Genomic DNA, 13981 nt, shown 5'->3' on the forward strand with positions numbered 1-13981 from the left:
CTGCCCCTCATCCGCCTGCCGGCACCTTCTCCCCGTATAGGGACGGGGAGAAGGTAGCTGTGATGAACGTAACCGCCATGTGCATGATCGTTTCCACCGGCACCTTACGGTACCTTGATCTCCATCATGCCGGTGGCGGTGCGGGCCGAATATTGCGGCCGGTACATATCCTCCACCGTTGCCGCCGGATGAGCGTAGGTGCCCGGCGTCACGGCGCGCACGACATAGGCAAGCGTCAGATTGTGGTCGTGGTCGCCGTCGGCCGGGTTGAACGCCGCGACAAACCGGTCGTCGCGGAATTCCAGATGCGCGGCGTCGGTCTGTGCCAGCCAGGAGAAGTTCGTCAATTGGGCGCTGGAGACGAGGCCTGGATTGTCGATCTCGAAGCCGGCCGGCAACAGGTCGGTGACCAGCAGGCGCGACGGCCAGCTGTTCTGTTCCGTCACCTTGAGCACGACGACATAGCGTTCGTTCTGGGTGGCCTCGGTCACATTGGCTTCGGTACCGTCGAGCTTGTAGTAGGTGCGGGCGATGGTGAAGCCGTCGCCGCCGGCCGGCAAGGGCTGGATCGGCGACGCCACGGTGGTGACGACGGCCTGCAGCGGGGGCTTGCCGGGGTTGGCGATTTCGAGCGGGCTGTCGACCAGTTCCGAGCCGTTGACCTGGTTGGAATAGCCGCCGGAATGCGGCGCGCCATTGACGGTCAGCGTGATCGAATCATTGCCCTCCTTCAGCGCACGGGCCGCCAGCAGCATCCAGGAATCGTCCTGGGTGCTGGTCCAGCGGGCTTCGGCGCGTTTCCTGGTCACCAGCTTGATCAGTTCGGGCACGATCGTCGATACCGGCTTCGATTCCGCCGCCAGCGACAGCATCGCCGCGCCGTCACGCAACGCCGAGCCGTAGTCGGAGCGGTACCAGTCGTAGTCGGTGCTCGACTTGGCGAGCTGCAGCGCGGTCCTGAACGTCGCCTCCGAACGCTGCGTGTCGCCATAGAGCGCCAGGCTCGCCGCCAGCTGGGCAACGGCCATAGGACTGGAGAACGCTTCGAGCTGGGTGTCGGCGTAGTAGCGCAGGTCGCCGATCGAGGCCTTCTTGTTGCGGGCCAGCACATAGAGGGCGTAGGCGATCTCGCTGCCACGGTCCTGTACGCTCTGGTCGTAGCCGAGCGAGTTCTGCAGGTTGTTCAGGGCCTGGTTCATCGCAAGAGCCGGCACGTCGTATTTCTGCTCCCGTGCCCTGGTCAGGAACTCGCTGACATAGGCGTCGAGCCACAAATCGCCGGAGCCCGGACCCCACAGGCCGAAGCTGCCGCTCGATGATTGGTAGCTCAGGACCTTGTAGATCGCATCCTGGATGCGGCCGTGCAGGTCAGGGTCGCTTTCCATGCCGATGCCCGATGCCATCTCGTTGACGTAGAGAAGCGGCATGGCGCGGCTGGTGGTCTGCTCGGCGCAACCATAGGGGTAGCGATCGAGCGTCATCAGCAGCGACGGCACGTCGAAGGCCGCCGCCTGCGAAACGCCGACGCTGACCGAAGCGCCCTCAAGCAGGCTTGCGGCCAGCAGTTCCTTGTCGACGCGCAACGCGCCGCCATTGCCCTTGAGATCGACGACAAGGCGCGTGGTGACCGGCAATTGGGCCGGGCGCACCGGCACATAGAGCGTCTGCTCGACCTTGGTGCCGTCGGCGTGTGCCAGCTTGATGGTGAGCGACGCATTGCCCGCCGTCTTTGCGATCAGCGGTACCGTCAGGGTCTGGCGCTTGCCCTGGGCGAGCGTCAGCTTCTGGGGCAGGGGTTTGTCGCCTGTCGACAGGTCGCCCGTCGTGTCGATCGACAGCGCATAGTCGCCGGCGGGGCCGTCCGTGTCGGCTACGTCGAGCCGCATGACGGCATTGTCGCCAGGCGCCAGGAAGCGCGGCAGGCCGGCGGTGATCACTACGGGATCACGTACGATCACGTCCGACTGGGCATGACCGACCGCCTCCTTGGTCCAGGCGACGGCCATGACGCGCACGGTGCCGTTGAACTGCGGAATGTCGAAGTCGATCCGCGCCTTGCCATTGGCATCGAGCTGGACCGGGCCGGAGAAGAAGGCGACCAGCTTTTCGGTGGGCGGGCTGCCTTGCGCCTGCATGTTGGCGCCGTCGCCACCAGTCCTGAGCTTGCCGGCGGTGCCCAGCGAGCCATCGATCAGGCGGCCGTAGATGTCGCGGATCTCCATACCCAGCATGCGCTGGCCGAAGAACCAGGTCTCCGGATCCGGCGCCTTGTAGTTGGTCAAATTGAGGATGCCTACATCGACGGCGGCAACCATGACATAGGCGTTGGTGCCCAGCTGCACGCCGGCCACGGAAACCGGGATCGACAGCTGCCGGCGCGGCATGGTCTTGTCCGGCGGCGTGAGCGTGATGGCGAGCTTCTTGGCGCCCGGATCGACGGTCAGCCATTTCACGCCGATGGCGCGGGCGGGCATGCGGGTTTCCTGCGCATCGCCCGGCCGGAATAGGGTTGCGGTGACATAGGCGCCGGCGCCCCAGTCGTCACCGACCGGGATGTCGACGGTGCTGCCGCCAGCCGGCACGGTCGCCGTGATGGTCTTCAGCAGCTTGTCGGAGCCGATGTTGATCAGAAGTTCGCCAGCAAAATGCGGCGAGATTTTCAGCTTGGCCACTTCGCCGGCGGCATAATTATCCTTGTCCAGGGCAATCTCCAGGCCGTCGGGCGTTTCTGTGGTGGTCGAGGCGACATACCAGCCGGCGTCGAACTCATAGCTGGTGGCGGGCCCCTCCGGGTCCGATGTCTCGACCTCGAGCCTGTACTGACCCCAATCGACCGGTACTGAGACGGTTGCGTCGCCATCGGCGCCGAGGTCGACCTGACCGTTGGCGATCGACTTGGTCAAGGTCACCGGCTCGTAGTTCCAGGAGTTGTTGGAGCGGTACCATTGGTAATTGCGTTCGACCTTGACCAGCGTCCACTGCGCGCCTTTCAGTGCCTCGCGCTTGCCGTCGGGATCGACGGCGATCAGGCTGAACTTGGCCGTGCCGCCTTGCGGCACTTCACCGTCGGCGAAGTCTGGACGGATGCCGATCATATGGCCTTGCGGGCGGATGCCGATGTTGAGCGAGCGCTCGATGGCGCGGCCGCCGGTTTCGCGCATGCGCACCGTCACCTTGCCGTCGACCAGCTTGGTGGTCGAGGGCAACTGGTCGACGGTAACAGGGAAGGTCGCCTTGCCGTCATCGCCAACCACCGGCAGATCGGTGAGCGGCGTGACCGTGGGCTCCGCCGACTGCTCGTCGGCGAGGCCGAAGGAAAAGTTGGGGAAGCGGTCCCAGTCGCGCGACGTCGACAGTGTGAGTTCGCCTTCCAGCGCCAGCCCCGCCGCCGGCGCGCCGTAGAGGAAGCGGCCGTCAATGTCGATGTTGGCGGTTTCGCCCCGCGCGATTTCCTGCTTGTCGGCCTTCATGTCGAATTCGATGCGATCCGGCACGAAGTCCTCGACCAGGAACATCTGGCTGGCAACCGCCGGCTGCTTGGGGTCGGTGTAGATCGACACCGACCATGTGCCGCGCATGGCGTTGGGTTCGAGCGGCAGGTCGACGGCGTGGCCGCCGGCCGAGGCGCCGTCGCTGACGATGCGGCGGTCCTCGACGCCATCGGGGCGCGAGAAGATGAAGGTCAGCGGCAGGTTCTCGACCGCCTTGGCCGCACCGTCGCGGGCAAGGGCGGCGACGTGGACGTCCTCACCGGCGCGGTAGATGCCGCGTTCGGTCCAGGCATAGACGTCGAGCGCGCCCGGTGCGGCGCGTCCGGTGACGCCACGGTCGGACAAGTCGAAGCCGGCCTTGGCCATGTCGAGGAAGACGAAATCATTGTCGCCCTGCTTGGCCATCAGCACGGCCGGCACCATGCCGCCGTCACCGCGCGTCAGGCCGGGGTTGAAGACGGCGTGGCCGTTCGCATCGGACGTCGCGGTGCCGAGAACCTCGTTGTTACGGGCAACCAGCGTCAGTTCGGCGCCCGGTATCGGTTTGGCGCTGCCAAGCGAACGGGCAAAGACATTGAGCCCGTCCTGGCCGGTATAGGTCGACAGGCCAATGTCGGAGACGACGAACCACTGCGTGGCCAGCGAACCGTAATCGTCGCTCTTGTCGTTGACGGGCTGCGCGGTCAGCACATAGACGCCGGGCTTGCGCTGCGGCAGCGCTTCGTCGACCGGGAACGAGGTGGTGACCTCCTTGTTGAGGTCGTTAACGATGTCGAGCTGGCCCTGCCAGACCGGCGCGCCCATCTGCTCGGAAATGTTGGAGATGTCATAGCCGTCGAGCTGGTGCAGGAACTGATAGCCCGACAGAAGCTGCGCCAGCGAACGATCGCCGATGCGGTAGAGCTTCATTTCGGCGGCGTTCATGTTGACGGTGACGACCGGGATGCCGCGGCGCGCGCCGGCCGGCAGCACGAAGCTGTCGCCGGTGAAGCGGGCGGACGGCGCGCGGTCCTGCACATAGATCGACAGCACCACGGGGGCGGCGGTCACTTCGCCGATCGCGGCCGGCAGGCCGGCGCGGAAGGTGACGTCATAATGCTGGCCGTGTTCGAGCCCTTCGACGCAGATCTGCTTGTCCTTGGCCTCGACGCCCTTGGGCGGTGCGTTGTCGACGGTGACGAACTGCGTGTAGTCGACGCCGGTCTTGACCAGATCCTCGGAGAATTGCGCGCAGATGCGCGGCGCGCTGGTGTCGGCATCGACAGAGTGATCGATGACACGGAACCCCTTGCGGGCCTTCAGATCGGCATAGTCGGCCTGCACCGCGGGCGCGCTTTCCAACGCAAGGCTGGCCTCATAGGCCTGGAGCGCCGGCCGGTAGAGATCGCGCTTGTCGAGACCATTGCCGAGCAGCGCCAGCACTTCGGCGCGCGTCTTGGTGGTGCGCAGCAGCTTGTAGGCGTTGAAGGCGGCCGATGTGCCGTTTGCCGGCAAAGTCGAGGCTTCGGAGGTGTTCGCGGCAGGCTGCACGGCCAGCGTTTCGCGCGCCAGCCTGAGCCAGAGCTGGCCATCGTCAGGCATGACCGAAACAGCGGCCTCGTATTTCTGCATGGCGGCGCGATGATCGCCGGCCAATACGGCCTGTTCGGCGGCATTGGTCAGCGCCGCCATGCCCTCAGTCGGCTTGTCGAAGGCCGGCCCAAGCAGCTTGGTGCGATATTGCTGGGCCTGGTCGGCCATCCAGTTGGGAAAGAAGGCGAGTTCCGGCGGCGCGCCGATATCGGGATCGCCGTCGATGTTGACGACCTTGCCGGCGATCGCGCCGGTGAAGGATTTCAACTGGTTATAGTCGGATTTGAGAAAGCACCATTTGGCCTTGGTGTTGTAGGTCAAGGCGCGGCAGGCCGGATCGCCTAGACATGTCGTCTTGCACTGGTCGAGCGTGACGTTCTGGTCCGACCTGAGGTCGAAACCGAAATAGTCGGAATTGTCGGTCGTTGCGATTCGCCGGGCGTCGGCCGCTTGCGCGACGCTGCCCCAGGCAAAGAAGAGAAGGACGAGAATCGACAGACCACGAGCCGCGCGCATTGCCATTACACCCTCCAGACAATTGCAGACGTCCGGGCATGATCAAGCTTCAGTCAGGCTTGTCAACGCGCGAACGCGGCAGGTGCCGCCTGCCAACGGTTTATTTTCCGGCCAAGGACCGGTATGCGGACAGTAACCTCCATAGGACAGGGGATCACGCATTCTTGCGGAAACGCAGAAGGTGTGAATTCCAAGCCCGTCCTATTTCAGACAATTGGATTGTGGCCCCTTTACGAGCGCTTCAGAACTTCATTCCAATTTTAGGTTTACGAACTAGGTTATCTTAATGCCGGCGCATGAAGAGCAGATGTCAGGAGGGACCGCGCCAGGGCGCGTGCTTCCGCGCGCCCTGCTTTTAGCGATGCTGTGTTCGTCGGCGCTGCTTTGCGAAGCGAGGCACGCGGCCGCGTTCGAGCTTTTCGGCATCAAGCTGTGGGGATCCTCCAGCGACGAGGACGCCGATATTGCCGATCCCCTGCGTTACGCGGTGACCATCTCCGCACCCGATGCCGACAAGGACCTCGTCAAGAAGCTCGAAAACGCCTCGGCGCTGAAAGGCGATGAGGACCGGCCGGTTTCGGGCTCGCTCGGGCTGATGGCCAAGGCGCGCAGCGACCGTGAACAGCTGGTCGCCGCACTTTATGCCGACGCCCGTTATGAAGGCGTCGTCACCATCACCATCGACGGCAAGCCGCTCGACGAACTGCCGCCGGACGCCGAATTCAAGGGTCCGCAGCCCATTCCGGTGGCGATCACCATTTCGGCCGGCCCCAAATTCACTCTTGGCAATATCAGGCTGGAGGGCGACGCGGCGGGGCTGATGAGCGCCGACTATGGGCTGATAGCTGGCGGCGACGCCGGATCGGGCGCGGTGCTGAAGGCCGAGGCGCTGATCGTGCGGACGCTGAAGGAGCAGGGCAGGCCGCTGGCCAAGGTGACCGACCGGCAGATCGTCGCCGACCATGCCACCTCGACACTCGGCGTGACGCTGACGGTCGCAGCCGGGCCGGTCGCCGGCTATGGCGCGACCACCGTGGAAGGCACCGAGAAGGTCGACCGCGACTTCACCGAATACATGACCGGGCTGAAGCGCGGCAAGCAGTACTCGCCGCAGGAGATCAGCGACGCGCGCGACAGGCTGCTGGCGCTCGAGGTCTTCAACAGCGTGACGTTCAAGGAAGCCGACAAGCTCGACGCCGAAGGCAACATCCCGATCGACGTCCAGGTCAGCGAGCGCAAGCCGCGCTTCTTCGGGCTCGGCGGCACCTTCTCGAACACCGAAGGACTTGGCCTGGAGGGGTACTGGGGCCATCGCAACCTGTTTGGCCGTGCCGAAAAGCTGCGCATCGACGGCGCCATCAGCGGCATCGGCAGCAACAATCTGTCCGAACTGAACTACAATGCCGGCATCATGTTCGAGAAACCCGGCGTCATCGGGCCGGCGTCGAAATTCTTCGCCAGCGTGAAGACCGTGCTCGAGCATCCGGACGCATACGACCATTTCTCGGTCAAGGGGAGCACCGGCCTGTCCTACGAACTCGACAAGAGGCAGACCGTATCGGCCGAGGTCGCGCTCGATTATTCGCGCATCCACGACGCTTTCGGCAAGCACACCTACCTGATCGCCAGCATTCCGCTGCAATATGTCTATGACAACAGGGACAGCAGGCTGAACCCGACCAGGGGCTTCAGGGTGCTCGCCTATGCCGAGCCGAGCTACGACATATTGAGTGGTGCCGCCTTCCTCAAACTGAAGGGCGAGGGATCGGCCTATCAGTCGCTGGACACGGCCTCGAAATTCGTGCTTGCCGAGCGTGTCGCCATCGGCTCGATCGTCGGTACCGGGCTGCAGAGCGTCCCGGCCGACCGGCGCTTTTATTCCGGCGGCGGCGGCTCTGTGCGCGGCTATGCCTATCAGGGCATCGGTCCCAAGGATTTCACGGGCCAGCCGATCGGCGGCCTGTCGTTCTTCGAGACCTCGGTGGAGATGCGCATCGCCGTCACCGACACGATCGGCATCGTGCCCTTCGTCGATGCCGGTACGGTGTCGACTAGGTCGGTTCCCAATTTCTCCGACGTCAAGGTCGGTGCCGGCGTCGGCCTGCGCTATGTCACGCCGTTCGGACCGTTGCGCATTGACGCGGCCGTGCCGCTCAACCGTGATCCCGGCGACCCGCATTTCGGCATCTATGCCGGCATTGGCCAGGCGTTCTGACGATGAAAACGGTCTGGCGCATCCTTCGCATTGTCCTTTACACGCTGCTGATCGTGGTCGCGGGTGCGATCGGCGCGCTCGTCGTGCTGACCAAGACCGAGCGCGGGCGCGATAACCTCGCCGGCATCATTTCGCGGCTGGCCTCGAGCGACGATCGCAAGGTTACCGTCAGCGGTATCGACGGCATCTGGTCGGGTAATCTCAGCGTCGACCATGTCGTGCTGGAGGACCGCGAGGGCGCGTGGCTGGTGGCGCGCAAGGTAGCCGTCGACTGGTCGCCGACGGCACTTTTGTCGAAAAGCTTCAGCGCCGATCGCATCGCGGCCGAGCGCATCGAACTGGCGCGCCTGCCGGTGGCCGGTACGCGGCCGCCGGCGCAGAGCGGCACGACGACGCTGCCGGTCTCCATCGACATCAAGCAGATCGACCTGCCGGAAATCGCGCTTGGCGAGCAGCTGGCCGGCAGTGGCATCGCCGAGCTCGCGGCCAAGGGAATGCTCAAGGCCGATGCCGCGCCACTTGCGGTCCAGACGGTGCTCAACGTCACCCGCCACGACGGTAAACAAGGCAATGTCGATGCCAAGATCCATTTCGCACCCACCGACAACAAGCTGGACCTCGACCTCAAGGCGTCGGAGCCGGCCGGCGGCATCATTGCCAACCTGCTCAAGCTGCCGGATGCGCCACCGGTCGATATCGCGGTTTTGGGCAGCGGCCCGCTTGCCAACTGGAGTGGTGTCGGTACCTTCCTCGTCGACCATCGGATCGTCACCCAGCTCACCGGCCGCCACCAGCTTACCGACAAGGGCAATCATGTCGAGGCAAAGGGCGACGGCGATTTTGCGCGCTTCCTGCCGGAAAACCTGAAGTCGCTGTTTGCCGGCAAGACCAGCTTCGATATCGCGGGCACCGCCACCTCGGCTGGCGGCATCAGCATCGACCGGGCCAGCATCGAGAGCGATGCGGTGCACGGCACCGCCTCCGGCATAGCCGATCCCGCCGGCGCCAGCGACCTGTCGGTCGAACTCGCCGCCAAGGGTCCGCCCGTGGTGATCAGCGTCGGCAGCAAGGCGCAGCCGATCACGCTCGCGATCAAGAACGCCACCGCGCGGGCCTTCGGCGACGGCAAGGCGCCGATCGTCGACATTGGCGCGTCCTTCGTTTCGATCGTCGTCGGCGGCACGCGGCTGGACGATCTGGCGGCGCAAATCCATTCCGATGGTTTCGATATCCAGAACCGCGCCGGCCCGGTTGCCGTCAAGCTGGAGGCTGGCGGCCTGGAAACCGACGTCGCGACCTTGGCGCCGCTGGTCACCGGCAAGGTCAATGTCGATCTGGCCGGTTCAATCAGCAAGGACGCCATTGTTGCCATCGATCAGGGTACGCTGCGCTCCGATGCGCTCAATGCGTCGCTGACGGCGACGGTAGCGCTCGCCGACATGTCGATGCAGCTCAAAATGAACGCCGATGCCGTGGCGACCGCGTTCCCGCAGCAGATCGCCTCGGTGCTCGGCGGGCGGGTGAAATTCTCGGCCACGGCATCGCGCGATCCGCAGGGCTCTTTCGCCGCGAACTCGATCGAACTCACTTCGGGATCGCTCAGCGCCAGCGGTACGGCCAGTATGCAGGGCACGGACATCCAGGCCGACATCAAGGGCAAATTGGGTGACGTTTCAGTGTTGTCGCCGACGGTCGGCGTGCCGGTTACCGGCGGGGTCGATTTCGCACTGTCGGCGACCGGCGCGATCACCGCGCCGGATTTCACTGTTAGCGCCGACAGCGACAGCCTGACCGCTTCGGGCCGCACGGTGAAGGCCATCAAGCTGACCGCGAGCGGCAAGGCCGACATAACGAGCCCTTCCGCCAACGTCTCACTGACCGGTGCCGTCAACGACCAGCCGCTCGACATCAAGGCTGCCCTGGTGACCAGCGAGGGCAAGCGTTCGATCAACGGCTTCCTGGTCTCGCTGGGCGACAACAAGGTCTCGGGCGACCTGGCGCTCGACGACAAGTTCATGCCCTTGGGAACGCTGACGCTCGCCGCGCCGGCAATCGACCAATTGGCCGCGCTGGCCGGCCAGGCGGTGACCGGCGACATCAATGGCACCATCCTCTTCGCCAAGGACGGCGACGCACCCTCCATTGCCATCGATGCCAAGAGCACGTCGGTCGCGCGTGGCGAGGTGACGGCCAAAGCGATCGCCATCAATGCGCTGATCGCCAATTATCTCAAGGCGCCGGCGATCTCGGGCACCATCAAGGCCGATGCGGTCACTTCGGGAAGCACCGAAATCAGCGGCATCGGCGTCGATCTCAAGCGCGACGGCGACTGGACCAATTTCACCGGCGGCGCCACAATCGCGGGCATTCCGGCGACCGCTGCCGGCCGGGTGAAGATCGCCGAGGGCACTACCAGCGTCGAGATTGCCTCGGGCGACGCCACCATTCGCGGCATCAAGGCGGCAATTGCCGAACCGTCGGCTCTGACCATCGCCGACGGCACAGCCAACATCGAGAAGCTGGCGCTCGATATCGGCGGCGGCAAAGTGGCGCTCTCGGGCAGCGCCGGCGAGACACTCGATCTCGCGGCACAGGTCTCCGCATTGCCTGCCACGCTTGCCAATGCGTTTTTGCCAGGCCTGGATGCTACGGGAACGCTTGATGGTATCGCTGAAGTGAGCGGCGCCCCGGCAGCTCCCGACATCCGGTTCAACGCGAAACTGGCCGGCGCCGAGACCAGCCAGACCCGGCAGGCAGGGCTCGGACCACTCGCCGTCGATGCGGTCGGCAGCTACACCATTGCCGGCGGCGTCGCCCTCGACCGTGCCACCCTCTCCGGCGAGAAGGTCTCCGGCCAGGCCGCCGGCACCATCAACCCGAACGGGGCCAGCGATTTCGCGATCGATCTGACCTCGTCCGGCCCCAGCCTGCCGCTGACGGTCGGAAGTATCGAGAGCCCGGTCAAGCTCGAGGTCCGATCAGTGTCGGCCAAAATTGCGGGCGAAAGCACGCATGCCCGGCTGGACTTTTCCGCGATCGTGTCTTCGGTCGTCACCAGCCCGGCGAAGGTGGACGGACTTACCCTGACGCTGCACTCGGACGCATTCGATCTCAGGAACCGCGCCGGGCCGGTTTCCGGAACGGTGTCGGTGGACAAGGTTGGGCTCGACAATGCAACGATCGCGCCGCTCATCGCAGGCAAGGTCACGGCGGCGCTCAGCGCCCGGCTGAGCGCCGACGCCGTCGCCATCGACAGCGGCACGCTGAAAAGCGACGCGCTCAGCAGCCAGGTCGCCGGCCAGGTCTCGCTGCGTGACGGTGCCATCGATCTCAACCTGAAGGCGGATGCGCCATCGTCGGCCCTGCCGGCGGCGGCACGCGGCATGCTTGGCGACCGCGCCCAGATAAGCGCCACGCTGAAGCGCGAGCCCAACGGCAATCTCAACATAGGCGGATTGAAGCTCACTTCGGGCGCGCTGAGTGCCGACGGCCAGGCAAGCCTTGCCGACAACAAGGTGACCGCCGACATCAGGGGAACGCTGAGCGACATCTCGCCATTGTCGAAGGATGCCAAGGGCGCCATCGCTTTTGCGCTGAGTGCGCAAGGGCCGGCCATGGCGCCGGACCTGTCGCTTTCCGTCAACAGCGACAAGCTCTCGGTGGCATCGCGCGAGATCATCGGATTGAAGCTCACGGCGACCGGCAAGGCCGATGCTGCCAACCCTGCAGCCAATGTGCAGCTCACCGGCATTGTCGCCGGCCAGGCGCTGCAGGGGAGTGCCGTGCTGGCGACGGCGGACGGCAAGAGCGCCATCAACGGCCTGCTCCTCTCGCTTGGCAAGAACAGGATTTCAGGCGATCTGGCGCTGGACGACAAGTTCGTGCCTGAAGGCACCATCTCACTCGACCTGCCCGATATCGGCCCGCTCGCCGCGCTGGCCCTTGAAAAGGCAGAGGGCGATGTGCGCGGCACGATCGCCTTCTCCAGGAATGGCGCGGCGCCCCAGGTCGCCATCAAGGCGACTACCGCCTCCATCACGCGTGGCGACCTCCAGGCAAAGGCCGTTTCCATCGATGCGCTGATCGCCAACTATCTCGCCGCGCCAGTCATCTCCGGCAAGATTCACGCCGACACCGTCACATCGGGCGGCACCGTGATCAGCGGCATCGATGTCGATTTGAAGCGCGACGGCGACTGGACCGGCTTCTCCGGTGGCGCCACGGTCAAGGGCATTCCGGCGAGGGCCGCCGGCCGCGTGAAGGTGGCCGGCGGCACCACTACGATCGAGCTCGCTTCGGGGCAGGCGACGGTCCAGGGCATCAAGGCGGCCATCGCCCAGGCCTCGACCGTCAGCATCGCCAATGGCACGACGACGCTTGACAGGCTGGTGCTCAACCTTGGCGGCGGCACCGCGACGGTGACCGGCAAGGTCGGACAGGCGCTCGACATCAATGCGGTCCTGGCGCGCGTGCCGATGTCGCTCGCCAACAGTTTTTCGCCCGGTCTCGATGCCGCGGGTTCCATCTCCGGCACGGTGAAGGTGACGGGCGCACCGGCGAGCCCCGCCGTTGCCTTCAACATCGACGCGGCCGGCGTGCAGACATCGCAGACCCGCGGCGCGGGCGTCGGCGCGGTCAGTGTTTCCTCGTCGGGTACCTTTGCCGGCAACAAGCTGGCCTTCGACGCCAATATCAGCGATGGAGCCGGGCTTGGTCTCAAGGGCGGCGGCACGGTGACGACCGCGGGCACGCCCGCGCTGGCGCTCGATTTCAACGGCGCCGTGCCATTCGGCCTCCTCGGCGAGAAGCTTGCCGCGCAGGGCCTGGCGCTGACCGGTAACGCCAGCGTCAATGTCCAGGTGCGCGGTCCGGCGACATCGCCCGTGATCGGCGGCAGCGTCAAAACCTCGGGCGCGCGGCTGGTCGACGCACGCTCGGGCCTTGCGGTCAACGATATCGCGGCGGACGTCTCGATAGGCAACGGCGTTGCCAGGATCAACCGGTTGACGGGAACGCTGTCGACGCGCGGCAGCCTGTCGGCCAGCGGTACGGTTGGCATCAATCCGGCGCAAGGGTTCCCGGCCGACCTGGCGATCAAGCTCACCGATGGCCGCTACACGGATGGACGCGTGGTGACCGCAAACCTTGGCGGCGACCTGACGATCAAGGGGCCGCTGACGTCGGCACCGGCCATTGCCGGCACCGTCAACCTGGCCAAGACCGTCATCACGGTTCCGGACAGATTGCCGGGCTCGCTCTCGGCACTCGACGTCAAGCACAAGAACGCGCCGGGTGCGGTCAGGGCACAGGACAAGGCGCTGCGCCCGGCGACGACCAGCGGCAAGAGCAGCGGTAGTGGCCTTGCGCTCGACGTCACGGTCAATGCGCCGAACCAGATTTTCATCCAGGGCAGGGGTGTCGACGCCGAACTCGGCGGCTCGCTCAAACTGACCGGCCCGGCCTCGTCGCCGCAAGCCGTCGGCACCTTCACCTTGCAGCGTGGCCGGCTGTCGATCCTTGGCAAGCGGCTGACCTTCACCGAAGGCACGGTGGGATTCTCCGGCTCGCTGGTGCCCTACCTCAACCTGACGGCGACGACGACCACGACCGGCGCAACCGTCACCATCGTGGTGTCGGGCGAGGCGACCAATCCAAAATTCACCTTCAGTTCGGTGCCGGCGCTGCCGGAGGATGAAGTGCTGGCGCAACTGATCTTCGGGCGGTCGATGTCCAACCTATCGCCGCTGCAGATCGCGCAACTGGCAGAAGCGGCCGGCCAACTGGCTGGTGTCGGCGGCTCGACGTCGCTGCTGGAGAATCTGCGCAGCGCCATCGGCGTCGACGATCTCGACGTCATCACCGATGACAAGGGGGGCACTGCGGTCTCGGCCGGCAAGTATCTCAACGACCGCACCTATGTGACCATCCAGAAGGGCGACAAGCCGGGTTCCGGCAAGGCGACCATCGACCTCAATGTCGGGCGCGGCGTCAAATTGCGCGGCGAGGCGACGGACGCCGGCGAAGCCAAGGGCGGAATATTCTACGAGAAGGAATATTGACGATCTGGCCCTTCGTCCTGGCCGCAACTGGCGCTGTCGTAACCAGTGCGAATGTCTCAGTTTAATCGCCCGAAGAGATTTTGGCGAAATCTGGGCGCACTAGCAATTTTGCGCCAAGACTGTCGCTA

At 65.2% G+C, this 13981-nt stretch carries 3 protein-coding genes; 2 read left to right on the forward strand and 1 reads right to left on the reverse strand.

Features of this window, described 5'->3' with window-relative positions:
• Positions 1-104 precede the first annotated feature (104 nt).
• Entirely contained in the window at positions 105-5585 is a 5481-nt protein-coding gene (locus tag M653_RS0100840; protein WP_027141572.1) for an alpha-2-macroglobulin family protein, read from the reverse strand.
• 280 nt (positions 5586-5865) lie between these two features.
• Between M653_RS0100840 and M653_RS0100845 the strand changes: the two genes are divergently transcribed.
• The gene (locus M653_RS0100845) at positions 5866-7794 is read left to right on the forward strand and encodes an autotransporter assembly complex family protein (protein WP_027141573.1); all 1929 of its coding nucleotides are present in this window, start codon (positions 5866-5868) and stop codon (positions 7792-7794) included.
• Positions 7795-7796: 2 nt separating this feature from the next.
• Positions 7797-13853, forward strand: coding sequence for a translocation/assembly module TamB domain-containing protein (locus M653_RS0100850; protein WP_027141574.1), 6057 nt, complete (start codon positions 7797-7799; stop codon positions 13851-13853).
• The last annotated feature ends 128 nt before the right edge of the window (positions 13854-13981 follow it).

The sequence above is a fragment of the Mesorhizobium sp. WSM3626 genome, from assembly GCF_000513935.1.
GTDB lineage: Bacteria > Pseudomonadota > Alphaproteobacteria > Rhizobiales > Rhizobiaceae > Mesorhizobium > Mesorhizobium salmacidum.